The sequence below is a fragment of the Streptomyces sp. NPDC002787 genome (assembly GCF_053592095.1).
In genome coordinates this window covers 15,509-42,483 of the sequence record NZ_JBSFVC010000045.1, presented here as the reverse complement: position 1 = coordinate 42,483, position 26,975 = coordinate 15,509, and the positions used below count along the sequence as shown (strand labels likewise).

20 protein-coding genes and 1 pseudogene are annotated in these 26,975 nt (G+C 70.1%); 10 read left to right on the top strand and 11 right to left on the bottom strand.

The annotated features are described in order from the left end of the window. Nucleotides 1-157: 157 nt before the first annotated feature. On the top strand, nucleotides 158-523 hold the full coding sequence (locus ACWD26_RS39685) for a hypothetical protein (protein WP_451277862.1): 366 nt from the start codon (nucleotides 158-160) through the stop codon (nucleotides 521-523). 225 nt (nucleotides 524-748) lie between these two features. Here the strand turns inward: ACWD26_RS39685 and ACWD26_RS39680 are convergent, their stop codons facing one another. The 9 genes from ACWD26_RS39680 to ACWD26_RS39640 all read right to left on the bottom strand — a co-directional run bounded on the left by ACWD26_RS39680 (nucleotide 749) and on the right by ACWD26_RS39640 (nucleotide 15,699). Next, a complete protein-coding gene (locus tag ACWD26_RS39680) occupies nucleotides 749-1,354 on the bottom strand; it encodes a Scr1 family TA system antitoxin-like transcriptional regulator (RefSeq protein WP_451277874.1) in 606 nt (201 codons plus the stop codon). A 353-nt stretch (nucleotides 1,355-1,707) separates the two neighbouring features. Beyond that, a complete protein-coding gene (locus ACWD26_RS39675) occupies nucleotides 1,708-3,102 on the bottom strand; it encodes an AAA family ATPase (protein ID WP_451277872.1) in 1,395 nt (464 codons plus the stop codon). Nucleotides 3,103-3,299: 197 nt separating this feature from the next. Then, a complete protein-coding gene (locus ACWD26_RS39670; protein WP_451277861.1) occupies nucleotides 3,300-3,833 on the bottom strand; it encodes a DUF1990 family protein in 534 nt (177 codons plus the stop codon). Nucleotides 3,834-3,900: 67 nt separating this feature from the next. Then, nucleotides 3,901-5,562 carry a M4 family metallopeptidase gene (locus ACWD26_RS39665; RefSeq protein WP_451277859.1) on the bottom strand — a complete coding sequence of 554 codons (1,662 nt, stop codon included), beginning with the start codon at nucleotides 5,560-5,562 and terminating at the stop codon, nucleotides 3,901-3,903. A gap of 210 nt (nucleotides 5,563-5,772) precedes the next feature. Further along, nucleotides 5,773-7,857, bottom strand: coding sequence for a M4 family metallopeptidase (locus ACWD26_RS39660; protein ID WP_451277857.1), 2,085 nt, complete (start codon nucleotides 7,855-7,857; stop codon nucleotides 5,773-5,775). Between the two features lie 265 nt (nucleotides 7,858-8,122). Further along, on the bottom strand, nucleotides 8,123-9,898 hold the full coding sequence (locus tag ACWD26_RS39655; protein ID WP_451277855.1) for an ABC transporter ATP-binding protein: 1,776 nt from the start codon (nucleotides 9,896-9,898) through the stop codon (nucleotides 8,123-8,125). Then, nucleotides 9,895-11,700: an ABC transporter ATP-binding protein gene (locus ACWD26_RS39650; protein ID WP_451277853.1), complete on the bottom strand. Its 1,806-nt coding sequence runs from the start codon at nucleotides 11,698-11,700 to the stop codon at nucleotides 9,895-9,897. The genes ACWD26_RS39655 and ACWD26_RS39650 overlap by 4 nt, the downstream gene beginning before the upstream one ends. A gap of 118 nt (nucleotides 11,701-11,818) precedes the next feature. After that, on the bottom strand, nucleotides 11,819-13,813 hold the full coding sequence (locus ACWD26_RS39645; protein ID WP_451277851.1) for an ABC transporter ATP-binding protein: 1,995 nt from the start codon (nucleotides 13,811-13,813) through the stop codon (nucleotides 11,819-11,821). Further along, complete coding sequence (locus tag ACWD26_RS39640) at nucleotides 13,810-15,699, bottom strand: ABC transporter ATP-binding protein (protein ID WP_451277849.1); 1,890 nt, start codon at nucleotides 15,697-15,699, stop codon at nucleotides 13,810-13,812. Before ACWD26_RS39640 ends, ACWD26_RS39645 begins: the two co-directional genes overlap by 4 nt. A gap of 210 nt (nucleotides 15,700-15,909) precedes the next feature. Between ACWD26_RS39640 and ACWD26_RS39635 the strand changes: the two are divergent. Next, a pseudogene (locus tag ACWD26_RS39635) lies at nucleotides 15,910-16,089 on the top strand (response regulator transcription factor); the annotation flags it as partial. Between the two features lie 64 nt (nucleotides 16,090-16,153). On the opposite strand, the gene glgX reads toward ACWD26_RS39635, so the two are convergent. Continuing rightward, nucleotides 16,154-18,409 carry a glycogen debranching protein GlgX gene (glgX, locus tag ACWD26_RS39630; RefSeq protein ID WP_451277847.1) on the bottom strand — a complete coding sequence of 752 codons (2,256 nt, stop codon included), beginning with the start codon at nucleotides 18,407-18,409 and terminating at the stop codon, nucleotides 16,154-16,156. Between the two features lie 149 nt (nucleotides 18,410-18,558). On the opposite strand from glgX, the gene ACWD26_RS39625 reads away from it, so the two are divergent. The 6 genes from ACWD26_RS39625 (at nucleotide 18,559) to ACWD26_RS39600 (ending at nucleotide 24,875) form a co-directional block, all read left to right on the top strand. Next, nucleotides 18,559-19,785, top strand: coding sequence for an Ig-like domain-containing protein (locus ACWD26_RS39625; RefSeq protein ID WP_451277845.1), 1,227 nt, complete (start codon nucleotides 18,559-18,561; stop codon nucleotides 19,783-19,785). 169 nt (nucleotides 19,786-19,954) lie between these two features. Further along, nucleotides 19,955-21,211 carry a L,D-transpeptidase gene (locus ACWD26_RS39620; RefSeq protein WP_451277843.1) on the top strand — a complete coding sequence of 419 codons (1,257 nt, stop codon included), beginning with the start codon at nucleotides 19,955-19,957 and terminating at the stop codon, nucleotides 21,209-21,211. Between the two features lie 87 nt (nucleotides 21,212-21,298). Then, entirely contained in the window at nucleotides 21,299-22,066 is a 768-nt protein-coding gene (locus tag ACWD26_RS39615) for an enoyl-CoA hydratase/isomerase family protein (protein ID WP_451277841.1), read from the top strand. A gap of 275 nt (nucleotides 22,067-22,341) precedes the next feature. Further along, nucleotides 22,342-22,845 carry an ATP-binding protein gene (locus ACWD26_RS39610; RefSeq protein ID WP_451277839.1) on the top strand — a complete coding sequence of 168 codons (504 nt, stop codon included), beginning with the start codon at nucleotides 22,342-22,344 and terminating at the stop codon, nucleotides 22,843-22,845. 80 nt (nucleotides 22,846-22,925) lie between these two features. Continuing rightward, a complete protein-coding gene (locus ACWD26_RS39605; protein ID WP_451277838.1) occupies nucleotides 22,926-24,152 on the top strand; it encodes a YncE family protein in 1,227 nt (408 codons plus the stop codon). An 84-nt stretch (nucleotides 24,153-24,236) separates the two neighbouring features. After that, nucleotides 24,237-24,875 carry an ADP-ribosyltransferase gene (locus tag ACWD26_RS39600; RefSeq protein ID WP_451277836.1) on the top strand — a complete coding sequence of 213 codons (639 nt, stop codon included), beginning with the start codon at nucleotides 24,237-24,239 and terminating at the stop codon, nucleotides 24,873-24,875. 12 nt (nucleotides 24,876-24,887) lie between these two features. Here the strand turns inward: ACWD26_RS39600 and ACWD26_RS39595 are convergent, their stop codons facing one another. Then, nucleotides 24,888-25,538, bottom strand: coding sequence for an N-acetyltransferase family protein (locus ACWD26_RS39595; protein WP_451277834.1), 651 nt, complete (start codon nucleotides 25,536-25,538; stop codon nucleotides 24,888-24,890). Between the two features lie 52 nt (nucleotides 25,539-25,590). Here ACWD26_RS39595 and ACWD26_RS39590 point away from each other — a divergent pair, with 52 nt between their 5' ends. Continuing rightward, on the top strand, nucleotides 25,591-26,505 hold the full coding sequence (locus ACWD26_RS39590; protein ID WP_451277832.1) for a helix-turn-helix domain-containing protein: 915 nt from the start codon (nucleotides 25,591-25,593) through the stop codon (nucleotides 26,503-26,505). A gap of 68 nt (nucleotides 26,506-26,573) precedes the next feature. Then, nucleotides 26,574-26,786, top strand: coding sequence for an EF-hand domain-containing protein (locus ACWD26_RS39585; RefSeq protein ID WP_086800233.1), 213 nt, complete (start codon nucleotides 26,574-26,576; stop codon nucleotides 26,784-26,786). The last annotated feature ends 189 nt before the right edge of the window (nucleotides 26,787-26,975 follow it).

The window sequence follows — 26,975 nt, the reverse complement described above, 5'->3', positions numbered from 1 at the left end:
CGCTGGTCGGAGTATTTGACGTGCAGATACATAGAAAATAGTAGCTGTTGGTCCGGTTGGAGGCGGGGTCATAGTCGTTCTGTCTCTTCCCGGGGTATGGTATGCCCGGAAGAAGCCTGGCCTGTTGGGCAGGATGGCATTTTCGAGGGGAGTGAGCGTGAGCTTTGATCTGGCCTTCTGGCGCCAGGAGACGATTCCAACCTCAGAGGAGGCCGCTCATGTTTACGATCAGCTGGCGGACGGCCTTACAGGTGTGGTTGAAGAAAGTTCAGCTATTGATGCCTTTTATGAATCCGTGATTTCCGCGATACCGGATCTCACGGAGGAAAATATGAACGATTCTCCCTGGGCTTCTCCGCTTTACGTCACCAGTGAGTGTGTGATGGCCTCTATCTCTTGGTCGAGGGCCAAGGAAGTTTCCTCGCTCCTGCTTGATCTAGCGTCCAGTCATAGGCTGTTCGCCTATGATCCGCAGAAGCAAGTTGTTTATGGAGTCAGTGAGGGTGGCGGTCGAGTGCCGTAGGCCCTGGAAGTGGATGCGGCGGAGGTTGGCGAACTCGGGCAGTTTGACCGGCCCTCCCGCAGGTGCGGGTCGTATAACGGGGTGGCGGGTAATGATGCACAAGGCCGTCAACTCAGTAGCTAGCCTGTCAGGACGTCGGCTGGGTGACTGGGGGAGAGGGTGAGGTGAGGCCCGTGGGACTCGTGGAGCCGCGGATGTGGATGGTTTGAGGGCGGATGGACATCCCTACGCACTAACTGCCTTCGCCGTCGCTGTGCGACGGCTTGCGCCAGGTGTAGGCGCCTTCGAGACACTAGCCGCCCCCGCCGCTGCTATGGCTGCTCTTGAACCGAGAGATTGCTTCGGTTTTCGTAGCCGTCCACGTAGCTTCTCGATCAGGAGCAGGGATTCGCTGGGCCTGAGGGCCTGCCGCGTCGGCGGTGGCCTGCCTGAGAAGCCGGAGCGCTCGGTCAGGATGCGTACTTCTTCCGCGTCGGTGATGGGTCGTGAATGGCTGTGGACCTCCATGTATGGCAGCTGCTTCCTGACGGTCAGCAGGTTGAACGGGCCGTCCATGCTCAACTGTTCCTTGCGGTCCATCGGCATGACCTGAACCCCTACGGTCCTGAGATTCCTACCGATGCGCAGCAGGTTCCGCAACTGGCCTGCGTGTACTTGTTGTCCTTCGACGGGGACAACAACACACCCTCGTCGAGCACGAAACTGAGCCTCGGCGACGGCCACTGCTCGAAGATCGCCTGGCGGGCCATCCTCTCGGCCCGCATGGCGTGCGACCCCAGAGCCGCGTAACCTTGATTTGCACTCTGGATGCCTCGTCCGTGCCTTTTTCATACCCCCCTTGATCTCGGAGTTCATCGCGTTCAACAAGCCTCCGGCATCGCGGAGATCTTCCGCCTTCTCCAGGACCTTGGGCGGGCCAGGCGTACGCCGTGCTCCATGCCGAGATGGCGTCGGGGCCGTAGCCGACCGCCTCGCCGAGTTCCTTCTGAGCGAGTCCTGCCCGCGCCCGTAGGAGCTTGAGCATCCAGCCGATCGCCGTGAACAGTCGCGTCGTTCCGTCGGCCGCCGTCGGCGCTTCAGGCTTCCGGTCCCGCTCGTCTGTCATGCGCTCCCGGTCACTTTGTGCCGAGCGACCTGAACCTGAAGGAGAAACGTCAGTGATTGGGGTGCGTCACTACTCGGCCTCACAGGCCGTACAGCGTCTCCAAATCCACCAACAGGACGTCGGGGCGCCGCTTCGCGAGTTCCGTCACGTCGGCATGGAAGCCGTACAGCGAGAAGAGCGCCAGAGTGACCCCGCTTGTGTCGTGACCCTGCTCGGACAGCAAGTCCCGGATACGTTCGAGGCGTTGGAGATCAGCCACTCCGCGTCGCGCCGCCGTCGCCTCGCCCAGTAGCGCGATGCGGGAGCGTGGTGACTGGGGGCGTTCGCCCAGGGACAGGGCGATGACGTCGACCTCGTGTTTGGTGCGGGCTGCCGGGTCAGGGACCTCGGTGGTGCCGACCGGGCCTGGGATGCCTCCCGGGAGGATGGTGTGGGCGTAGCGGCGGGTCCAGGTGCGGGCCAGTTCTTCGAAATGAGGGCCCAGGATCTTGGAGTTGAACGTGGGGAGGGAGGTCTGCCAGACCTCCTTGGCACCGCCTTCCTCCACGGCCGCCGCTTGGGGGAGCGTGATGAGTTGGTTGAAGCGGATCAGCGGGTCCGCGAGGGTGATGACGGGGTGACGGGGGCGGAGCAGGTCCTGCTCGCGGTGGATGTAGCCCGTTGACTCGAGGACATCCAGCGGGTGCGTGACCGCGTTGCGTTGGCGGCCGAGGGCGGCTCCGATCTTGCTGGGTGTGCTCGCTCCCTGTGCGATGGCGGAGAGGATGTCGTAGTACAGGGTGTGCTGGGTGATGCGGGGGTCCTCGCGCAGGAGGTACTCGGTCTCCGTGGGGGAGTAGACCGCCCGGCCCGGATCGAGCAGGGTCCGCGTGACCCATTCGTCGAAGCCGGCGTTGGGATTCGGGCGGCCGGCGAGGGCGCGGTATCCGGCGGCGCCGCCCAGGACCGCGTGGACGCGGAGGGCGGTGAGAGGGTCGTCGATCTGCCAGAACTGTTTACTCATACGGAAGTCGAAGGCGCCGAGGCGGAGATCGATGACCGCGCGGCCGCGCAGGGGCTTCGTACCGGACAGCAGCTCGTGCATGACACTCATGGCGGATCCGCACAGGATGATCCGCGCGCCGACACCTGCGTGCCACTGGTGCTCGTCGTAGATCAACTGGATCAGGCCCGGGAGCTCGGGGGAGTGCTGGAGCAGATACGGGAGCTCGTCGATGATCACGAGGGGGGTCGCAGAGCCGCGGGCCGCGACGTCCAGGGCGTTGGTCAGAACCTCTCGCCAGTCGGGCAGGTTCAGGGTGCCAGGGCGCAGGCCTGCGTGCGCGGCGATCGCCTCGCTGAAACGCCGGAGTGCCGGCAGGCGGCCTTCCTCTCTGACCGCGGTGACGTACAGGCCGCCATACTCCTCGCACAGGGCTCGCAGGAGGAACGACTTCCCGTGGCGTCGCCGGCCGGACACGATGCCGAGCCGCATCTCGGGCGACGGATCGCTGAGGAAATCGGTGAGTAGCGCCCATTCCCGATCCCGGTCGACAAGCCGGCCGGGCTTGGCCGGAACGGCTGGGCGCTGAGCGTCGCGTTCTCCCACGAGGAGGCTCCTGCCTGTCGGCCGTGACGATTCTGTCCAAGTCTAGTTAGACAAAATGTGTCGCAGCCTAATGCGCCGAGAGTTCACTCTTTCGTGTCCCCCGCCAACCGCCGCAACACCACCCCACACCGCCGCGCATACGCATGCTGCAACCCCCGCGTAGCCGCCCCGCCCGCCCGTGCGTACCACTTCGCGCCCCGGCTGAAGGCGGTCACCGTCAGCCAGACCGTGCCGTCGCCCGTGCGGTCGACCACGAAGGCCTCCTCGCCGCATTCCGGGTGGCCCGGGAGCGTGCCGTAGGCCCAGCCCTTGCGGCGGGGTTCGTCGACCGTCCACACCACGCGGCAGGGGGCCTTGATGACGCCGCCCAACGTCACCGTCACGTCGACGCCGGGGGACGCCTCGGGGGCGGAGGCGCGTATGCCCACGCCCATCGCGCGGTGCATCTCCCAGGTGAGGACCGCGTCGGCGGCGCGGTGGAAGACGTCCACGCCCTCGCCTATGCGGGTGCGGACGTGGAGGGGGTTGAAGCCGGGTGGGCAGTGGCCCTTCCGGGTCGCGCCCACCTCGTCGTAGGTGAAGGGGCCCTCGGGGAGGGGGCCGTCGGTTCGGGGCATGGGGCACAGCGTAGGGCGGTACCCGGAGTCGCCTTCTCTCCGGGTACCGCCCTGACTCGGATGTGCGTCACGCCGTGACGTTGACCGCCGCCCACGCCGCGTTCACCCGCGCGTACTCCGTGCTGCTGGAGCCGTAGAGGGAGGACGCCGCGTTCAGGGTCGCCGTGCGGGCGCCCTTGTAGTTCGTGGTCGACGTCATGTACGTCGTCAGCGCCTTGTACCAGATCTGGACGGCCTTGTCGCGGCCGATGCCCGTGATCGTGGCGCCGTTGGAGGTGGGGGAGTTGTAGCTGACACCGTTGATCGTCTTGGCGCCGCTGCCCTCGGACAGGAGGTAGAAGAAGTGGTTCGCCGGGCCCGAGGAGTAGTGGACGTCCAGGCTGCCCAGGCTCGACGACCAGTAGTTGGCAGAGTTGCCGTCCTTGCTCGGCTGGTCCATGTGGCGCAGGGGGGTGCCGTTGCCGCGGATGTCGACCTTCTCGCCGATGAGGTAGTCGCCCGGGTCCTTGGAGTTGGCGGCGTAGAACTCGACCGCCGTGCCGAGGATGTCCGAGGTGGCCTCGTTCAGGCCGCCGGACTCGCCCGAGTAGTTGAGGCCCGCGGTGTTCGACGTCAGGCCGTGGGTCATCTCGTGGCCCGCCACGTCCAGGGAGGTCAGCGGCTTGGTGTTGCCCGCGCCGTCGCCGTACGTCATGCAGAAGCAGCTGTCGGACCAGAAGGCGTTGACGTACGCGTTGCCGTAGTGGACGCGGGAGTACGCGGCGACGCCGTTGTTCTTGATGCCGTTGCGGCCGAGGACGTTCTTGTAGAAGTCCCAGGTGACCTGGGCGCCGTAGTGGGCGTCCACGGCGGCGTTCTGGTCGGTGGAGGAGCTGGTGGCGGTGCCGGTGCCCCAGACGTCGTCCGCGTCGGTGAAGAGCGTGCCCGCCGACGAGGACGTGGCGCGGGCCTTGTTGTACGTCTTGTGGGCGCCGCGCGAGGCGTCGTTCAGCTGGTACGTCGAGCCCGACAGGGACGTGCCGATGGTGACCTGGCCGTTGTACTGGCTGTTGCCGGAACCGGTCTGGATGGCCTCCCACTCGTACAGCTTCTCGCCGGTCTCCGCGTCGGTGACGACGTGGAGCTCCTGCGGGGTGCCGTCGTGCTGGAAGCCGCCGACGACCGTCTCGTAGGCGAGCGCGGGCTTGCCGTCCGCGGCCCAGACGACCTTGCGCGGGGCCTTGTCGGCCGCGGTCCTGGTGGAGCCCTCGGCCTGGGCGGCCTTCAGCGCCTGCTTCTCGGCGGTGGCCTTGGTGACGTCCGCGGTGAGGTCGGAGACCTTGACGGAGGCGCTGGTGGCCTTGGTGACGCTCTTGATGTCGCCGGCCTTCGACTCGTGGACGACCAGGTCGCCGCCGAGGACCGGGAGGCCGCCGTAGGTGCGCTCGTAGCGCGTGTGGACCGTGCCGTCGGCGTCCTTGAGGACGTCACGGACGACCAGCTCCTCCTTGGCGCCGAGGCCTATCTCGTCGGCGGTCTCGGTCGTGGCCGCGTCCGCCTCCTTGATCAGGGCGGTGCGCGCGGCGGGGGTCAGCAGGACCGGGGCTCCGGCCGGCTGGGCCTTGTCCGCGACGGGCGCGGGCTGGGCGGTGGCGCCGGACGTCAGCCCGGTGGTCAGCAGCGCGCCGGCGGCGACAGCGGTCGCGATGGCGAGCGAGGTGCGCTTGTGACGCGCGTAGAGGGGAGTCACACAAGCTCCTTATGTGGGGGAGTGCTTTGGTGCTGGTGCGGCGGGTGGAGGAAGAGTGGCACCTGGGTCGTGTGCATGTCAGGAGGGGAAGGTGATGTTGGCCGAAAGTCAACGGTCCGGTGAATGTTTCGGGGATGTGAACGGGTGTCGCCCCGGCGGGATGTGACCCACCGGGGCGACGCCTGTGGAGCGTTGTGTGCGCCGGGTGTCCTACGGGAACGTCAGCTTCCAGCTGTTGATCCGGCCCGTGTCCCGCGCCGCGTTGTCCTGGACCCTCAACTGCCAGACACCGTTGGCGACTTCGGAGGAGGCGTTCACGGTGTACGTGGTGTTGATGTTGTCCGTGCTGCCGCCGCTGCCGTACGCCTTCAGCGTGTACGCGGTGCCGTCGGGCGCGACCAGCTGCACCTGGAGGTCACCGATGTAGGTGTGGACGATGTCCACGGCGACCGCGAGGTTGGAGGGCGCGTTGCCGGTGCGGCCGGAAACGGTGATTGGCGAGGTGACCGCCGCCCCGTTGTCCGGAATCGATACGTCGGCCGTGTTCTCGAACGACGTGCCGCCGCCCCCGCCACCGCCGGGGCGCGTGCCCACGTTCACGCCCGCCCAGGCGTTCTGCACCGCCGTGTACTCGGCGGACGTCGTGCCGTACAGCTCACCGGCGACCGCGAGGGTGCCGGTGCGGGCGCCCGCGTAGTTGGTCGTGGACGTGAACTTCGTGGTGAGTGCCTTGAACCAGATCTGCTCCGCCTTGGCGCGGCCGATGCCGGTCACCGGCAGGCCGTCCGAGGTGGGCGAGTTGTAGCTGACGCCGTTGATGGTCTTGGCGCCGCTGCCCTCGGAGAGCAGGTAGAAGAAGTGGTTCGCCGGGCCCGACGAGTAGTGCACGTCGATCGAGCCGATGCCCGAGTACCAGGCGTCCTTGGACGAGCCGTCCTTGCTCGGCTGGTCCATGTAACGCAGCGGCGTGCCGTCGCCGTTGATGTTGATCTCCTCGCCGATGAGGTAGTCACCGACGTCGGAGGAGTTCGCCGCGTAGAACTCGACCGTCGAGCCGAAGATGTCCGAGGTGGCCTCGTTCAGGCCCCCGGACTCACCGGAGTAGTTGAGACCGGCCGTGTTGGACGTGAGGCCGTGCGTCATCTCGTGCGCGGCCACGTCGATCGACGTCAGCGGGTTGGCGTTGCCCGAGCCGTCACCGTACGTCATACAGAAGCAGGAGTCCTGCCAGAACGCGTTGACGTAGTTGTTGCCGTAGTGCACACGCGAGTAGGCGCCGACGCCGTCACCGCGGATGCCGTTGCGGCCGTGCACGTTCTTGTAGTAGTCCCAGGTCAGCGCCGCGCCGTAGTGGGCGTCGGCGGCGGCCGACTCCAGGTTCGACGGGCTGCCGTTGCCCCATACGTCGTCGGGGCCGGAGAACAGCGTGCCGGTGCCGGAGGTGCCGCGGTTCAGGTTGTAGGTCTTGTGGCCGCCGCGGGCGCCGTCGGTGAGGTTGTACGTCGAACCGGACTGCGTGGTGCCGAGGGTCACCTGACCGCTGTACACCGTGTTGCCGGTGCCGGTCTCGACCGCCTCCCACTCGTACAGCTTCTCGCCGGTGGTGGCGTCGGTGATGACGTGCAGCTCCTGCGGGGTGCCGTCGTGCTGGAAGCCGCCGACGACCGTCTCGTAGGCGAGGACGGGCTTGCCGCTCGCGGCCCAGACGACCTTGCGCGGGGCGCGGTTGACCTCGGGGTTCTTGGCCTCCTCCGCCTTCGCGGCACCGAGTGCCTGCTTCTCGGCCTTGGCGGCGGTGACGGTGGGCTTCAGTGAGGCGACCTTGATCGTGGCCTTGGTGGCCTTGACGATGCCCTCGGTCTCGCCCGCCTTCGAGGTCTCGACGACCAGGTCGCCGCCGAGGACCGGGAGGCCGTCGTACGTCCGCTCGTACCGCGTGTGCACCGTGCCGTCGCGGTCCTTGACCACGTCACGGACGACGAGCTTCTCCTTCGCGCCGAGGTTCAGCTCTTCGGCGGTCTCCGCCTTCGTGGCGTTGGCCTCGCGTATCAGCTCGGCCCGCTGGGCGGGGGTGAGCTTCACCGAGACGGCGCCCGGGTTGGCCTTGTCCGCAGCCGACGGTGCCTTCTCCGGGGCGGCGGTGGCGGCGCCCGACTGGACGGCCGCGGCCAACAGGGCGGTCACGGCGACGAGCGCGCCGGCGGCCGCGCGCCGCCGGGTGCCGTGGCCGAAGGTGTTACCGGTGTGGGAGGTGCGTCTGTGGGACTGGCGTCTCAACACTGACTCCTTCTGCATGGCCGCGGTTCACACGGCCAGGGGAGACCGGGCGGCTGGTGACCGTCCGGGCAGAACAAGGTGTGAACTGGTGAACGCGAAACCACATGCGTGGAGGGTGCTTCGCGGCACGGCCGGCGTACTTGTGAGCCCGCTGTGCCGCGGTTGTGGGCAGAGTGGCAGGAGACCGTGCATCCTGTCAGGAGCGCGTCAAGAAGTTGGCTGGAAACGGTCCGTTGTCCGGTTGGTCGTGTTCGCTATACGGACTGTTCGCCGGGCGTGCCCCTCAGGCCGCGCCTTCCCCGTGCCACCTCCGCCACAGCGCCGCGTACGCGCCCTTCGCCGTCACCAGTTCCTCGTGGGTGCCCAGTTCCGTGATGAGCCCGTTCTCCATGACGGCGACGCGGTCCGCGTCGTGGGCGGTGTGGAGGCGGTGGGCGATGGCGATGACGGTGCGGCCGTGGAGGACGGCGGCCAGGGCGCGTTCGGTGTGGCGGGCGGTGGTGGGGTCCAGCAGGGCAGTGGCCTCGTCGAGGATGAGGGTGTGGGGGTCGGCCAGGACCACGCGGGCCAGGGCGAGTTGCTGGGCCTGGGGGCCGTCCGTGCGACGACCCCCTTCGCCGAGGCGGGTGTCGAGGCCGTCGGGGAGGGCGCGGACCCAGTGGTCCGCGCCCACGGCCGTCAGCGCCGCCCACAACTCCTCGTCCGTGGCGGCCGGTTCGGCGATCAGGAGGTTGTCGCGGACCGTGCCCAGGAAGACGTGGTGCTCCTGGGTGACGAGGACGACCTGACGGCGCAGCCGTTCGGGGCCGAGGCCGACGACGGGGACGCCGCCGACCGTCACCGTGCCCTCGGTCGGCGCGTCGATGCCGGCCAGGAGGCGGCTCAGGGTCGTCTTGCCCGCGCCGGACGGGCCGACCACGGCCAGCCGCTCGCCGGGCCGGACCGTCAGGTCGACACCGCGCAGCACCTCGCTGCCCCGGTCGTAGGCGTACCGCACACCGGACACGTCGATACGGTCGTCCGCCGGTTCCGGGGAGTCGGCGGAGTCCGCGCGCGGGGCCCCGGCCAGACCCTCCACCCGGGCGAACGAGGCGCCGCTGCTCTGCAGCAGTTCGATCCGCATCAGGATCTCGTCGAGCGGGCCGCTGAGCTGCTGCAGATACAGGGCCGCCGACACCACCGCGCCCAGGCTGACCGAACCGCGCGCGAGCAGCACCCCGCCGACGAGGAGGACCAGCACCTGCGGCACGAAGTACGAGACCTCCACACCCGGGAAGAACACCGTGCGCAGGAACAGGGTGTGGAACCGCCGTCGCCGGGACGACTCCAGCGCGTCCCGGCTCGCGGCGATCCGCCGCTCCTCCAGCCGCAGCGCCTCGACCGTACGCGCGCCGGACGCCGTCGCCGCGACGATCTCCGCGACCTCGGAGTTGGCCGCGCCCTCCGCGAGATAGCCGGTGCGCGCCCGGCGCAGATACCAGCGCAACACGAACCGGATACCGGTCAGACCGGACAGCGCGCACACGCCGAGCAACGGGTCCAGCGCGAACACCGCGCCGATCAGGAACAGCGCCTGCACCGAGCTGATGAGGATTTCCGGGCCGACGTCGCGCAGCGTCTTGCCGACGGCGTCCACGTCGGCCGTGCCACGCGCCGTCAGATCACCGGTCCCGGCCCGCTCCACCACCGACGCGGGCAGCGCCAGCGTCCGCTCCACGAACTCCTCACGCACCCGCGCCAGCGTCCGCTCCCCGAACCGGTGCCCCACATACCGGGCCCAGCGCGCCAGCAGCAACTGCGCCACCGCGCACAGCAGTAGCGTCGCCGCGAGCCGGTCCACCGCCCCGACGCCGCCCCCGCCGCGCACCTCGTCGATGATCCGCCCCACCAGCCACGGTCCGGCCAGCCCCATCGCGGCCGCCGCCCCGTTCAGCCCCAGCACGGCGAGGAACACCCGTCCGTCGGCCCGCACCAGCCGCACGGTGGCCCGCCGCACGGCGACCGCGTCGGCGATGGGCAGCCGACCCGAGGCGGGGGAAGTGGTGGGTTCCGTGGTCACCGTACGACCTCCTCGACCGCGGTCTCGTTCGGGCCCTCTCCCTTGCCTGGGCCCTCTTCCTCCCCTGGGCCCTCTTTCTTGCCTGGGCCCTGGCCCGTGCCCTCTTCCTCGCCCGCGTCCCGGGCCACCAGCGCCCGGTACCCCGGCTCGGCGGCCAGCAGTTCGCGATGGCTGCCGGTGGCGGCGACCTTGCCGTCGACCAGGTGGAGGACCGTGTCCGCGTGGTCGAGGACGAGGGGCGAGGTGGTGGTGACGAGGGTCGTACGGCCCTCGCGGGCGGCCCGCAGCCGCTGGGCCACCCGGGCCTCGGTGTGGGCGTCGAGCGCCGAGGTGGGCTCTACGGCGAGCAGGACCTCGGGGTCGGCCACCAGAGCCCGGGCCAGCCGTACGCGCTGCCGCTGACCGCCGGAGAGGTTGCGGCCCTGCGCGTCGATCGCCGAGTCGAGGCCGTCCGGCAGACCCTGCACGATGTCCTCGGCCACGGCCGCCCGCAACGCCCGCGCCGCCACCACGTCGTCGACCTCGCCGTGTCCGCCGAGCAGGTCGCGCAGCCGGCCCGCGAAAAGATCGGCCTCGTGGTCGGCGACCATGATCCGGGCGCGGACCTGTGCGAGGGGGATCTCGTCGAGCGGGGTGCCGCCCCAGGTCACCGCCGTCGGCGCGTACCGGCCGAGCCGGTCCACGATCGCTGTCGCCTCGGCCGGCCGTTCGGCGGCCAGCGCGACCAGCCGCCCGGGCGGGATCCGCACGCCGGACTCCGGGTCGTGCAGCGCGGACGGCTCGGCGGGGGCGTCCGTGGTGCCGTGGTCCGGCAGCGGCTCCAGGGTCAGGAACCGGATGACGCGCCGCGCGGCCACCACCCCGCGGCTGAGCTCGTACCCCCAGTCGACGAGGTACGACACCGGCCGCACCAGCACGGTGACATACCCGAACACCGACACCAACTCGCCCACGCTGATGGACCCCTGGGCGGCGAGCCGGGCCGCCAGCCAGGTGACGACCGCGAGGAACAGCGTCGGCAGCCCCACCCCGAGCGCCTGCATCCAGCTCGTCACCGCCCCGACCCGGTACCCCTGCCGCCGCAGCCGCTGGGAGTCCCGGTGGAACGCGTCGGCGACCAGCCCCTTGCCGCCCAGCCCGTTGAGGACGCGCAGCCCGCCCGCCAGGTCCGCGATCCGAGCGGTCAGCACGCCCTGCCGTTCGCGGTACTCGGTCTCCGTGCTCTGCAGCCGCCGCAGCAGCGGCCCCACGACGACGGCCATCAGCGGCATCCCCAGCAGCACGACCGCCGCGATGGGCAACGAGACCGACACGAGCAGTCCGGCGACCACCAGATACGCGGCGACCGCGCCGACCCCGGGTCCGAGGACCGTCAGGGACGAGGAGATCGTGTTGACGTCGCCCACACCGATCGTGACGACCTCTCCCGCGCCGACGCGGCGCCGCAGTGCCGCCCCCAGCCGGACCGCGTGCGCCATCACGACCTTCACCGTGCGGAAGTTGGCGTCCATCCGCACCCGGGTCATCGTGCGGTGCCGCATGATGCTCAGCCAGGCGTTGAACGCGCCGACGCCGAAGAGCGCGGCGGTCCAGCCGGCCAGGGCACTGTAGTCACCGGGTTCCAGCCCCTCGTCGATCGCCCGGGAGAGCAGGTACGGGGTGGCCGCGAGCAGCACCATCCAGACGCACGAGATCAAAGAACCCATCGCGGACCGACCGGCCTGCTGCTTGACCAGCCACCAGAGGTAGCGCCCGCCCCCGCGGCAGTCGGGTGTGCCGGGGTCCTCGTACGCGTTGATCATCGGCCCCCGATTCAGGTGTGGGACGGGTCGAGTTTCGGCTGTGGGTGGGTGGGGGCTGGTCGCGCAGTTCCCCGGGCCCCTGGAGAACGGCCCTTCGGGCCGGTTCTCCAGGGCGCCGCTACGCCAGGCTGTCCCGCCACGCCCGGTGCAGGTCCGAGAAGCGGCCCTTGCCCTCGATCAGTTCGGCCGGGCTGCCGTCCTCCACGATCCGGCCGTGTTCCATCACCAGGACCCGGTCGGCGATCTCGACCGTCGACAGGCGGTGGGCGATCACCACGGCCGTCCGCCCGCGCAGGACCGTCGACATGGCACGCTGGACCGCCCGTTCCCCGGGGATGTCGAGGGAGCTGGTCGCCTCGTCCAGGATGAGGACCGCCGGGTCGGCGAGCAACGCCCGCGCGAACGCCACGAGTTGACGCTGGCCGGCGGAGATACGGCCACCGCGCTTGCGTACGTCGGTGTCGTAGCCGTCGGGCAGGGCGCTGATGAAGTCGTGGGCGCCGATGGCCTTGGCGGCCCGCTCGATGTCCTCGCGGGTGGCGTCGGGGCGGCCGATGGCGATGTTCTCGGCGACCGTGCCGGAGAACAGGAACGACTCCTGCGTCACCATGATCACCCCGCGCCGCAGCTCGGGCACCGAGAGGTCGCGCAGATCGACGCCGTCGAGGAGGACCCGCCCGGACGAGGGGTCGTAGAAACGGGCCACCAGCTTGGCGAGGGTCGACTTGCCGGCGCCGGTGGAGCCGACCACCGCCACCGTGCTGCCCGCCGCGAGGGTGAGATCGAAGCGGGGCAGGACCTCCCCGCCGGTGCGGTACGCGAACCGTACGTCCTCGAACACGACCTCACGGCCCGGGAATTCGGAGGTCGCGGCAGGCAGTTCCTTCGGCTCGGTGGGCTCGGGGACGGAGGGAGCCTGGGCCAGCAGGCCCGCGATCTTCTCCAGCGAGGCCGCCGCCGACTGGTACGAGTTGAGGAACATGCCGAGCCGGTCGATCGGGTCGTACAGCCGCCGCAGGTACAGCACCGCCGCCGCCAGCACACCCAGCGCCAGCGACTCCGACGCCACCCGGTAGGCGCCCCACAGCACGATCGCCGCCACCGTGATGTTCGCGACGACACGGGAGCAGACCACATAGCGGGCCATCTCCAGGATCGCGTCGCCGTTGGTGCGCTCGTGGTGCCGGTTCAGGGCGCCGAACTCCGTGTCGTTCGCGGCCTCCCGACGGAACGCCCGCACCGGACGGATGCCGTTCATCGTCTCCGCGAACTTCACGATCACCGCGGCGATCGCGGTGGACCGGGCCGTGTAGACGCTCGCCGCGCGCCGCCGGTACATCCGCACGAACCCGTACAGCGGCACGAACGACGCCAGCGCCGCCGCGCCGAGGCCCAGGTCCAGCCAGAGCAGCATCGCCGAGATGTACACGAAGGCGAGGATCACGCCGATGAGTTCCTGCAGGCCCTCGTCGAGCAGCTCCCGCAGCGACTCGACGTCCGTGGTGGAACGGGAGATGAGCCGGCCCGAGGTGTACCGCTCGTGGAAGTCGATGCTCAGCGCCTGCGCGTGCCGGAAGATCCGGCCGCGCAGATCCAGCAGCACGTCCTGGTTCACGCGCGCGGACGCCCCGATGAACGCGCACTGCAGCCCGCCGGCCAGCAGCGCGCACAGCAGATAGCCGACCGCCACCGCGACCAGCGGCCCGTGCCGGCCGTCCCGCAGCGCCGGTACGGCCCTGTCGATGGCGTACGCCACCAGCAGCGGGCCCGCCTGCACAGCCGCCTGCTGGAGCAGGAGCAGCACACTCGCCACGATCACCCGGGCCCTCATCGGCGCGAGCAGCGAGCGCAGCAGCGCGAGGGTGGCGCCCGGGGGAGTGGGGAGATCGTCGTGGTCGAACGGGTCGTCGGCGGACGCCTTGTGCGCGGGGGCGGGCCGGTCGCCGCCGGGTGCCTTCTCCAACGAGACGGCCTTGCCGGACTCCTTGCCCGGCCGGTCGTTCGGCTGCTCGTTCGGCTCCTTGTCCGGTCCCTGGTCCGGTCCCTGGTCCGGTTCCTGGTCCGGTTCCTTGTCCGGTTCCTTGTTCGGCGCGGCGGTCATGGGCGCCGTCATCGCTCGTCCTCCTCGGTCCCGGACATCAGATGGGCGTACTCCGCGTGCGTGCGCAGCAGTTCGTGGTGGGTGCCGACCGCGGCGATCCGGCCGCCGGAGAGCAGGGCCACACGGTCGGCGAGCAGCACCGTCGACGGGCGGTGCGCCACGATCAGCGCGGTCGTCTCCGCGAGCACGCGGCGCAGCGCGGCCTCCACCGCGGCCTCCGTGTGCACGTCCAGGGCCGACAGCGGGTCGTCCAGCACGAGGAAGCGGGGGCGGCCGACCACCGCCCGCGCGAGCGCCAGGCGCTGGCGCTGGCCGCCGGAGAGGCTGAGGCCCTGCTCGCCGACCTCGGTGGCAGTGCCCTGGGGGAGCGCGTGCGTGAACTCCGCCTGCGCGATGGCGAGGGCGCGGTTCAGCTCGGCCTCGCCCGCGTCGGGGTGCGCGCCCATGAGGACGTTCTCACCCACGGTCGCCGAGAAGAGGGTGGGTTCCTCGAAGGCGACGGCGACCAGGGCGCGCAGCGATTCCCGGGACATCTCGGTGATGTCGTGACCGTCCAGCGTGATGCGGCCGGAGGTGACCTCGTGGAGGCGGGGGACGAGGGCGGTGAGCGTCGTCTTGCCGGAACCGGTGGCGCCGACCAGGGCCATCGACTCGCCGGGGCGGATGTGCAGGTCGATGTGGTCGAGGGTCGGTGTGGTGCCGGGGGCCGCGTCGGGGTAGCGGAAGGTGACGTCGTGGAACCGGAGGCCGCCGCCCGCGTCACTCGGCTCAGCTGCGGCCGGTCGTGCCGCCGGGGCGATGGGGGTGCCGCCGTTCGAGCGAGGCTCGGTCCTGTGGGACTCCGGCTTCTCGTCCATCACCTCGAAATACCGCTCCGTCGCCGTCGCCGCCTCCTGACTCATCGCCAGCAGGAAGCCGATCGAGTCGACGGGCCAGCGGAGCGCGAGGGCGATGGAGAGAAAGGCGACCAGAGTGCCGGCGGACAGCGCGCCGTCCGCCACCTGCACCACGCCGAGGATCAGGGCCGCGCCGATCGCCAGCTCCGGGAGGGTCACGATGACGCCCCAGATCACGGACAGCAGACGGGCCTTGCGCAGCTCGGTGCCGCGCAGGGTCCGGGACAGCTCGCGGAAGGCCCGCGCCTGGCTGCGGTGGCGGCCGAACCCCTTGATGATGCGGATCCCGAGGACGCTCTCCTCGACGACCGTGGTCAGATCGCCGACCTGGTCCTGGGCGAGGCGCGCGACCTTCGCGTACTTCTTCTCGAAGACCACACAGGTGACCATCACGGGGACGGCCGGCCCCAGAATGACCAGCCCGAGCGTCCAGTCCTGCACCAGCATGATGATGACGCCGACGACGATGGTCACCGCGTTGACCAGCAAGAACGTCAGCGGGAAGGCCAGGAACATCCGCAGCAGCATCAGGTCGGTCGTGCCGCGCGAGAGCAGCTGGCCGGAGGCCCAGCGGTCGTGGAAGGAGACCGGCAGGCGTTGCAGATGCCGGTAGAGATCCGCGCGCATCGACGCCTCGACCCCGGCGAGGGGCCGGGCCACCAGCCACCGCCGTAACCCGAACAGCAGCGCCTCGGCGAGGCCGAGCAGCAGCAGGTAGAGCGCCCCGAGCCATACGCCCGCCGGGTCACGGTCGGCGACCGGCCCGTCCACCATCCACTTCAGGACGAGCGGGATGAACAGCCCCACGCACGAGGCGATGATCGCGACGAACGCGGCGACGGACAGCCGCGCCCGCACGGGCCGCACGTACGGCCACAGCCGCAGCAGCATACGTACGGCGGACCGCCCCTCGGCCTTCCCGGCCGTCCCCGGCTCGGCGGTCCGCGGCTCGGGTTCCTGGGTCTTTTCGGGTTCCTCGGCGGTTGCACGTGTCGTGGCCATCAGCAGCGAGCCTACGGATCGCCACTGACAACGCCCACCGAGTTTTGGCCGGACCGCGCTCGGCCGTCGGTCCTACGACCTGCGCGGGGGTGGGGGCTTCTACCTGGTCGGTCGTGGGGTCGTAGCGAGACATCAACCGATCGGCTGATGTCCGTTCGAGCGCGATGGCCGATGCGGGCACACGCGCTCCGCCCAGATGCTCGACACATGCGTGACCGCGAAGTGCTGGCTTTCGTCGCCAAGGGCACCTCCAACCGCGAGATCGCCCGCGAACTCTTCATCAGCGAGGCGACCGTGAAGACCCACCTCACCCATCTCTACGCCAAGTTGGGCGTGAAGGACCGCGCGGCGGCGGTGGCGACGGCGTACGAGCGCGGAATTCTCGGCTAGCCCGCGCCCCTCCAAGGGGCGCGGGGAACCGCGCGAACGGGGTCCGGGGCGGAGCCCCGAACTCTCAGCCGATCACCCGGAGCAGCAGTACGGTGCGCGCCGGCACCGTCACCGCCGCCCCCGCCGGGTGCACCACCCCCGGCCCCTCCACCTGCTCCTCCACCGACGTGTCGACGACCACCTCGTACCGCTCCGCCCACGGCGTGCCCGGCAGGACGAAGCTCACCGGCCGGTCCCCCGCGTGCAACACCGCGAGGAAGCTGTCGTCGAGGATGGGGGCGCCCCGGGAGTCGCGCCCCGGGATGTCCCGCCCCGACAGATACATGCCCAGCGTCGCGGCCGGCGCGTACCAGTCCCGCTCGGTCATCTCGGTCCCGCGTGCCGTGAACCAGGCCAGGTCCCGCAGCCCGTCCGCGGAGTGGGGCCGGCCGGAGAAGAAGGCCCGGCGGCGCAGCACGGGATGCGAGTGCCGCAGGGCGATCAGCCGGGCCGTCAGGTCGAAGAGCGCCTTCCAGCCGGGGTCCTCCAGCAGCCCCCAGTCCACCCAGCTGATCTCGTTGTCCTGGCAGTACGCGTTGTTGTTGCCCCCCTGCGTACGGCCCAGTTCGTCCCCGGCGACCAGCATCGGCACGCCCGTGGACAGCAACAGCGTCGTCAGCAGGTTCCGCAACTGGCGCCGCCTGAGCGCCCGTACGCCCTCGTCGTCCGTCTCGCCCTCGGCGCCGCAGTTCCAGGCCCGGTTGTCGTCGGAGCCGTCCCGGTTCCCCTCCCCGTTGGCCTCGTTGTGCTTGCGCTCGTACGACACGAGGTCCCGCAGGGTGAAACCGTCGTGCGCGGTGATGAAGTTGACCGAGGCGTAGGGCCTGCGCCCGCCCCACGCGTACAGGTCGCTCGACCCCGACAGCCGGTAGCCGAGGTCCCGTACGTCCGGCAGCGCGCCCCGCCAGAAGTCCCGGACGGCTCCCCGGTAGCGGTCGTTCCACTCCGTCCACAGCGGCGGGAAGGCGCCCACCTGGTAGCCGCCCGAGCCGACGTCCCACGGCTCGGCGATGAGCTTGACCCGGCGCAGGACGGGGTCCTGGGCGATGACGGCGAGGAACGGGGACAGCATGTCGACGTCGTGCATCGAGCGGGCCAGGGCCGCGGCCAGGTCGAAGCGGAAGCCGTCGACGCCCATCTCCGTCACCCAGTAGCGCAGGGAGTCCGTGATCAGACGCAGGACGTGCGGCTGGACCACGTGCAGGGTGTTGCCGCAGCCCGTGTAGTCCGCGTAGCGACGCGCGTCGCTCTGCAGGCGGTAGTAGCCCCGGTTGTCGATACCGCGCAGCGACAGGCTCGGGCCGCGCTCGTCGGCCTCTGCGGTGTGGTTGTAGACCACGTCGAGGACGACCTCGATCCCGGCGGCGTGCAGCGCCCGCACCATCCGCTTGAACTCACCCACCTGCTGCCCGGCCGTGCCCGACGACGCGTACGCCGCGTGCGGGGCGAAGTAGCCGATCGAGTTGTAGCCCCAGTAGTTCCGCATGCCCCGGCGCAGCAGATGGTCCTCGTGGGCGAACTGGTGCACGGGCAGCAGCTCCACCGCCGTCACGCCCAGCTTCACCAGGTGCTCGATCGCCGCCGGGTGGGCCAGCCCGGCGTATGTGCCGCGCAGTTCCTCCGGGATGCCGGGGTGGGTCTTGGTGAAGCCGCGGACGTGGAGTTCATAGATGACCGAGTCCGCCCACGGGGTCTTCGGGCGGCGGTCGTCGGCCCAGTCGTCGTCATCGTGGACGACGACGCCCTTCGGAACGTGCGGCGCCGAGTCCCGTTCGTCGCGCACGGTGTCCGCGACATGCTGCTCGGGCCAGTCCCGGACGTGCGCGTACACCTCGGCCGGCAGGCTGAACTCGCCGTCCACGGCCCGCGTGTACGGGTCGAGGAGGAGCTTCGCCGGGTTCCAGCGGGCGCCGGTCCACGGGTCCCAGCGGCCGTGCACGCGGTAGCCGTACCGCTGGCCGGGCAGCACACCGGGCACGAAGCCGTGCCAGATCTCATGGGTCAGCTCGGTCAGCCGGAGCCTGGTCTCCTCGCCCGCCTCGGAGAAGAGGCACAGCTCCACCGCCTCCGCCCCGCCCGCCCACAGCGCGAAGTTGGTGCCCGCGACCCCCTCGGGGCCCACCCGGAACCGCGCGCCGAGCGGCGTCGACGCCCCCGGCCACACGGGCCTCGGCTCCGGCACCACCTCCTCGCGCCCACCGCCGCTCAGCACGGTGGCCGGACGCGCGGCCGGCACCCCGCGCGTCCCCTGGACTTCCTCCTGCTCGGCTGCGCTCGACACTTCAGGCCTCCCGCGGCTCGGTGGGGCGACGGAAAGGGGAGCGAGGTGTCCCTCCGCTGCTCCCCACCGAGTCGTCCTCCCAAGGGTTCTGCCCAGAGCACGCCTCGCACTCACGTTTCCCGGGGGCGTGCGCCGTCGTTGGGCCGCACGTGAACCACGCACAGACGCACGCGCGCCGCGCCGTGGCCGCCCTGGCCGCCGCACTCACCTGGGCCGCTCTGCTGGCCGGGGCCGCCGGATGCACCGCCGGACCCCCGTTGACCAGCGGGAAGGCGCCCGACGACACGATCCGGGTCACACCGGAGGACGGCAGCAAGGGCGTGCGCCCGGAGCAGCGCTTCGAAGTACGGGTGCCCAGCGGGCGCCTGGAGTCCGTCAAGGTCGTGAAATCGCAGGACGCGCAGGAGTCCCCCGTACCGGGGCGGATGTCCGCCGACGGGCTGACCTGGCGCCCCGCCGGCTCACAGAAGCTCGCGCTGGCCGCCAGGTACACCGTCGACGCGGTCGCCCTCGACGGCCACGGCCGCCGCTCGGCACGGCACGTCAGCTTCACGACGTACGTCCCCGACGAGCGCTTCGTCGCGTACGTCACCCCCGAGAACCGGGCCACCGTGGGCACCGGGATGATCGTCTCCCTGGCCTTCAGCCGGGAGATCGAGGACCGCGCGGCCGTCGAACGCGCCGTCGACGTCAGCGCCGAACCGGCCGTGGAGATCCGCCCCCACTGGTTCGGCGGGGGACGCCTCGACTTCCGGCCCGAGCGGTACTGGAAGCCCGGCACGAAGGTCACCGTCGGCCTGCGGCTGCGCGACGTCGAGGGCGCGCCCGGTGTCTACGGCCAGCAGTACAAGACGTTCTCGTTCACCGTCGGCCGCCACCAGGTCAGCGTCGTCGACGCGGCCAGGCACACCATGCGCGTGGAGCGCGGCGACGGTGTGCTCGCCGTCCTCCCCGTCACGGCCGGGGCGCCCAGCACCACCACGTACAACGGGAAGATGGTCGTCACCGAGATGCTGGAGGTGACCCGGATGAACGGGGCCACCGTCGGCTTCAAGAAGGCGAACGGCAAGGGCGAGTACGACATCCCGGACGTCCCGCACGCCATGCGCCTGACCACCTCCGGCACCTTCCTGCACGGCAACTACTGGGCCCCGGACGTCTTCGGCAGGGCCAACGTCAGCCACGGCTGTGTGGGCCTGCGCGATGTGAGGGGCGGCAGTTCGAGCACCCCCGCGGGCTGGTTCTTCGACCGCAGCCTCGTCGGGGACGTCGTCGAGGTCGTCAACAGCAACGACAAAAGGGTCGCTCCCGACAATGGCCTCGGAGGATGGAACATGGGGTGGAAGGAATGGAAAGCGGGTGCCGCGGTGAAGTAGACCGACAAAGGGGGGCGCTCACGCGGCGGGCGATTGTCCAACTTGGGACTGAACGGTGACATGCGCCGAGGTCAATCCATGCCGATCATCTGGTTAATGTACGTGCGTACGCGCGTGTTGTGCGTAGGGGTGCGGGCCTGATCAGGCCGTGCGAGGGGAGAACAGAGAGTTGAACGGGCGACCGATATCGGGGGCGTCGGTTGGCGCGCGGACTCGGCGGCGCAAGGGGGTTCTGGCGATGCTGCCGGTCCTCATGCTGCTCGCCGTCACCGCGTGCGGCGGGGGCGGGGGTTCGGATTCCGGCTCCGACGGCGACAAGGGGAAGGGCTCCGACAAGAGCGCTTCCGACAAGGCGGCCACCAAGGCCTCGGAAGCGGTGGTCTCCATCGCCCCGAAGAACGGCGCCGAGGACGTGGCCACGAGCGGCGCCCTGAAGGTGACCGCCGCCAAGGGCAAGCTGTCCGAGGTCACGGTCGAGAACGACAAGGGCGAGAAGATAGCCGGGGAGATATCCGGCGACGGCGCCAGCTGGACGCCGTCGATCCACCTCAACTCGGCCACCGAGTACAAGGTGCACGCCGTCGCGAAGGACTCCGAGGGGCGTGAGGCGGCCGAGGACTCGTCCTTCACCACGCTGACCCCGAAGAACACCTTCGTCGGCATCTTCACGCCCGAGGACGGCTCGAAGGTCGGCGTCGGCATGCCGTTCTCGATCCGCTTCACCCGGGGCATCACCGCCCCGGAGGACGTCGAGAAGGCCATCACCATCAAGACCGAGCCGGCCGTCGAGGTCGAGGGCCACTGGTTCGGCAACGACCGCATCGACTTCCGCCCGGAGAAGTACTGGAAGGCCGGTACGAAGGTCACCGTCGACCTCAACCTCGACGGCGTCGAGGGCCGCGACGGCGTCTACGGCGAGCAGGACAAGAAGGTCTCCTTCACCATCGGCCGCAGCCAGGTCTCCACGGTCGACGTCAAGAAGCTCACGATGAAGGTCGAGCGGGACGGCAAGGTCATCAAGACCATCCCGGTCACCACCGGCAAGCCCGGCATGGAGACCTGGAACGGCCAGATGGTCATCAGCGAGCGCCTCAGCGTGACCCGGATGAACGGCGAAACGGTCGGCTACGGCGGCGAGTACGACATCAAGGACGTGCCGGACGCCATGCGTCTGACCAACTCCGGCACCTTCATCCACGGCAACTACTGGGGCGGCGACGCCTTCGGCAACTACAACGCCAGCCACGGCTGCATCGGCCTGCGCGACACCCGCGGCGGCTGGGACCGGAAGGCGCCGGGCGCCTGGTTCTTCGACAACTCGATGATCGGTGACGTCGTGGTCGTCAAGAACTCCAACGACCGCGTCGTCGACCCGGACAACGGCTACAACGGCTGGAACATGGCGTGGGACAAGTGGAAGGCGTGAGCGCCGCCGCCTGAGAACCTGACGCACGGCCTCGGTGTGATGTACGGCACCGAGGCCGTTGCCGTTAGTCACCGTTAACCTGCCCTCATGACCGTCCATCTTGAAGTCGCCGAAGGCGTGGGCACCATCCGCCTCGACCGCCCCCCGATGAACGCCCTGGACATCGCCGTCCAGGACCGCCTCAAGGAACTCGCCGAGGAGGCGACGACCCGGGACGACGTCCGCGCCGTGATCCTCTACGGCGGGGAGAAGGTGTTCGCGGCCGGTGCGGACATCAAGGAGATGCGGGCCATGGACCACGCGGCGATGGTCGCGCGGTCCCGTGCCCTGCAGGACTCCTTCAGTGCCGTGGCCCGTATCCCCAAGCCGGTCGTCGCGGCCGTCACGGGCTATGCGCTGGGCGGCGGTTGCGAGCTCGCGCTGTGCGCGGACTACCGGATCGCCGGGGAGAACGCGAAGCTCGGCCAGCCGGAGATCCTGCTCGGGGTGATCCCGGGCGCGGGCGGCACCCAGCGGCTGGCCCGTCTCATCGGTCCCTCCAAGGCCAAGGACCTCATCTTCACAGGCCGCATGGTCAAGGCGGACGAGGCCCTGGCGCTCGGCCTGGTGGACCGGGTCGTCCCGGCCGACGAGGTGTACACCGCCGCGCACGAGTGGGCCGCCAGGCTGGCGCAGGGGCCGGCGATCGCGTTGCGCGCGGCCAAGGAGTCCATCGACGCGGGCCTGGAGACCGACCTGGAGACGGGGCTCGCCATCGAGCGGAACTGGTTCGCGGGGCTGTTCGCCACGGAGGACCGCGAGCGCGGGATGCGGAGCTTCGTCGAAGAGGGGCCGGGCAAGGCGAAGTTCGTCTGACAAGTGCCCCTGGACGGCTTGCAGTTGACGCGGTGTATTACCCGCGTCCCCCGAAGGAGCGGTTTATCCGAGCCTTAAGGCAGCCTTAAGCAATCCTTGCCCAAGGCTCTGGCCGCTGACCGGAGTTCAGATGGTCCGCGCAGGTCAGACGGGCTGTCACGGGCGAGTTGTTGCCGCTGGCATATGTCATTCGAAACCCCCGGAATGGTTGGTTCCGGGGGTTGTATTCCTGCGGAACCGCCCCGAACGGGGCCCTGGACGGCCATGATGGGGGCATGGCGGGGCTGGAGGGTATCGAACAGCCGCGGCGGCACGGGAGTGCGACCGCGGCGCGCTGGTCACCTGCGATCGAGGACGAACGGGCGCAGAAGGCGCTGGAGTTGTTCGGCGACCCGACCGAGGCGGAGGTCCCGCTGCCGTCCCGCCCCGAGTCCGCGGCCACGGCCCGGCGGCTCGCCCAGGTCGTCGCCCTCCGCCAGTGGCGGCTCTCACCGAAGATGACCGAGGACGCGGTGTTACTCGTCTCCGAACTCGTCGGCAACGCCGTACGGCACACCGGCGCCCGTGTCTTCGGACTCCGCATGCGCCGCCGGCCGGGCTGGATCCGGATCGAGGTCCGCGACCCCTCGCGAGGGCTGCCGTGTCTGATGCCGGTACAGGAGATGGACCTCAGCGGGCGGGGGCTGTTCCTGGTGGACAAGCTCTCGGACCGGTGGGGGGTCGACCTGCTGCCGCGCGGGAAGACGACATGGTTCGAGATGAGAGTGGCGGACCGTTAGGACGCGCGAGTGCGCAACGCGCACCTCCGCCGATCGGTCCAATCGCCGGAATTCGTGCCCGACCTCCCTATAAAGGTCGCGTGACCACGCCCCGCACCCCCCTCATGCAGCGCACCCTCGTGCAGCGCGGCCTTCTCGCGGCCGCCGTACTCGCCGCCGTGGCCGCGTGCGGCTCCGAGACCAGGACCGACGAGCAGGAGCAGCGGACCCGGGCCGACCGGGCCGCCGCCGAAGCCGAGGCCGCCGAGCGGAAGAAGAAACAGCGGACGGCGGTGCGGGGACTCCACGGGATGCCGCCCGTGCTGGACCCCAAGGACGTCTACGCCGCCGACCGCCCGGGCCTGCTCTCCCCGGTGGTCAAGGACTTCCCCTCCCGGGTGTACGTCCCCAACAGCGAGTCCGACACCGTCTCCGTCATCGACCCGGAGACGTACGAGATCGTCGAGACGATCCCGGTCGGCCGCCAGCCCCAGCACGTCGTGCCCTCCTGGGACCTGAAGACCCTGTGGGTCAACAACAACCGGGGCCACACCCTCACCCCCATCGACCCGAAGACGGGCAAGGCGGGCAAGCCGGTCGAGGTGCACGACCCGTACAACCTGTACTTCACCCCGAACGGCAAGTACGCCGTCGTCATGGCCTCCCTCGACCGCGAACTCGTCTTCCGCGACCCGCACACCATGAAGCGCGTCAAGACCGAGCCGGTCACCTGCTACGGCGTCAACCACGCCGACTTCTCCATGGACGGCAAGTACTTCATCGTCTCCTGCGAGTTCAGCGGCGAGCTGCTGAAGGTCGACACGGAGAACATGAAGGTGATCGGGCAGCAGAAGCTGCCGTTCGAAGGGGCCATGCCCCAGGACGTGAAGATCTCACCCGACGGCAAGCGGTTCTACATCGCCGACATGATGGCCGACGGCATGTGGGTCCTCGACGGCGACAGGTTCGACGAGCCGACGTTGCTGCCCACCGGCAAGGGCTGCCACGGGCTGTACGTCGGCCGCGACTCCCGCGAGATGTACGTCTCCAACCGGGGCGAGGGCTCCGTGTCGGTCTTCGACTTCACCGAGAACAGGCTCACCAAGAAGTGGCACCTCCCCGACGGCGGCAGCCCCGACATGGGCGGTGTCTCCGCCGACGGCAAGGTCCTGTGGCTCTCCGGCCGCTACGACTCCGAGGTGTACGCCATCGACACCCGCACCGGGGAACAGCTCGCCCGCATCCCCGTCGGCAGCGGCCCGCACGGCCTCGCCGTGTACCCGCAGCCGGGCCGCTACTCCCTCGGCCACACGGGCGTCTTCCGGTGACACATGACAACCGGGCGGGCTGACACGCCGCCGTAAGGGTGATGATCCACGGCCCGGCGCCGCGCGGCCGTGATCGTGCTCCGCATGATCACAACTCGTCCGTTGCGCCGGGCCGCCGCTGTCGGCCTGTCCCTCGCCGCCGTCCTCGCGACCTCCGCCGCGACCGCTCCGGCACAGACCCAGACCTCCACGTCGGGCAAGGCCGCCGCTGCCACAGCCTTCGCGGGAGCCGCCGCTCCCGCCTGCCCCCAGTTCGAGGACCCGGTGCACGCCGCCGCCGACCGCCGCGTGGACACCGACCGCATCACCCCCGATCCGGTCTGGCGCAAGACCTGCGGCACGCTCTACCGCAGCGACAGCCGGGGCCCGGCGATCGTCTTCGAGCAGGGCTTCCACCCCAGGGACGTCATCGACGGGCAGTACGACATCGAGCAGTACGTCCTGGTCAACCAGCCCTCGCCGTACGTCTCCACGACGTACGACCACGACCTGTACAAGACCTGGTACAAGTCCGGCTACAACTACTACATCGACGCTCCCGGCGGCGTCGACGTCAACAGGACCATCGGCGACCAGCACAGGTGGGCCGACCAGGTCGAGGTGGCCTTCCCCGGCGGCATCAGGACGGAGTTCATCATCGGCGTCTGCCCGGTCGACAAGAAGACCAGGACGGAGAAGATGAGCGAGTGCGAGAGCAACCCGCACTACGAGCCCTGGCGCTGACGCGCACCGCGTTCACCGGGCCCGTCCCGCCGGTCGGGCGCTGAGCAGGATCTCCGAGCCCACCGGACGATAGCCCGCCGACTGGAACGCCCGCACGCTGCGGGCGTTCCCCGGTGCGATCTGCGCCCACAGCGGCTCGCCGACGAGATGCCGTGCGGCGGTCACCAGCGACCTGCCCAGCCCTCGGTGCCGTGCGCCCTCGTCCACCTCGACCGAGACCTCCAGCCGCCCGGCGATTCCGCGGCCCGTCGTCAGGACGCCGCCGTCCGCCGCCCACACCCGTACGTCGTCACGGCGCCGCCGCGCGTACGCGACGCGGGGATGGCCGGCGTCCTCGATCTCCTCCAGCGCCAGCGGCGGTTCGCCCGGCAGGGGTGAGGCGACCAGCATCGCGTCGACGGTCTCGGACGTACGGCCCGTCCGTGCCATGAAGGCCGCCAGGAACCGTGGGTTCATGCTCGCGGACAGCGCGTCGCACTCCGTCGCCGCGAGACTCTCGTACACCCACCGTGGATCCTCGTCCGTGAACACGACGGAGTGTGCCGTGAAGCACAGGACACCCGCGTCCCGGGGAGAGTGCTGGGCGACGACGGTCGTGGTGCCGTCCGCCGGCGGGAAGACCCCCTTGGCCGCCGCGTCCAGAATGTCCCGCAAGCTCTCCATCGCCGCCGTGCTCCTTGAGTCTCCACCCACTGGAAGGCCCACACTCGCAGACATGATCGAGAACAGCACCGGCCTTCTCACCATAGGGCAGCTCGCCCGCGGCTCCGGGCTGTCCGTCCGCACGATCCGCTACTGGTCGGACGAGGGAGTACTGCACCCGGTCGCCCGGAGCGCGGGAGGCTACCGGCTGTACGACGCCCGGTCCGTGGCCCGGCTCGAACTCATCCGCACCCTGCGGGAGTTGGGCCTCAGTCTGGACCACGTACGGCGGGTGCTCGCGGGCGAGACGACCGTCGCGGAGGCCGCGGCCACGCACGTGGCGGCGCTGGACGCGCAGATCCGTGCCCTGAAGGTGACCCGGGCGGTGCTGTCGACCGTGGCGCGACGCGGCTCGACCGCAGAGGAGATGACGCTGATGAACAGACTGGCCCGGCTGTCCGCCGCCGAACGAGGGCGGATCATCGACGACTTCATGGAGGAGACCTTCGGGGGACTCGACACCGCGGACCCCGACATCCGTACGCGGCTGAGGTTCAGCCTCGCCGATCTGCCGGAGGATCCGACGCCCGAGCAGGTGGACGCCTGGGTGGAGCTGGCCGAGATGATCCAGGACCCCGGGTTCCGGACGCGGATGCGCCAGACCGTCGAGTTCAACGCGGCGGACCGGGGGCCCGATGTGCCGGCGGGGACCTCCCTGTGGTTCATGAGCCGCCTGGTGCAGTTGGCTGGCGAGGCGCTGCGGCAGGGCGTCGATCCGGCCTCGCCGGCGGCCGAGGAGGTGCTGACCGGGCTGCCCGGCGACGCCGACCGAGCCGTCCTGCTGGAGCGCGTCACCTCGGCGGCCCATGCCGAGCTGGCCCGGTTCCGGGAGCTGGCGGCGCGGGTACGGGGCGTGGAGCCGCTGTCGTCGCACACCGAGGAGTTCGCGTGGGTGGTCGCCGCACTCCGCGCTCGCGTGGCCGGTTAATCTGACCTGCGTCAGTAGGACTGTCGGCAGGACTGCCTGGAAGAGGCAGGGCAAGAAGGGGCGGATCGGTGGCGGACATCGAGGCAGCGCGCAAGGAGTTCCAGCGGATCGACGCGGACGGTGACGGTTTCATCACCGCCGCCGAGTTCAAGACCGCCCTGGCCCAGGAGGGCGACTGGAACGTCACCGAGTCCGTGGCGGAGGTCATCATCCGCACCCGCGACCTCAACGGCGACAAGCTCCTGTCGTTCGACGAGTTCTGGGCCCACCTGAGCAAGTGAGCCACAGGCGCAAGGGGCGCCCCACCGCACAGTGCGGTGGGGCGCCCCTTGGGCATGGTCCGGGGGGAGTCAGTCGGGGGTGGGGGTAGAAGGGGGTCGGGGACTCGTCACGACGAGGGCGGGCCGGATGTGACAGGCCGGTTCCGGCTGCTGGTGTGGCTGTTGTTGTTCTAGCTGTTGTCTAGCTGT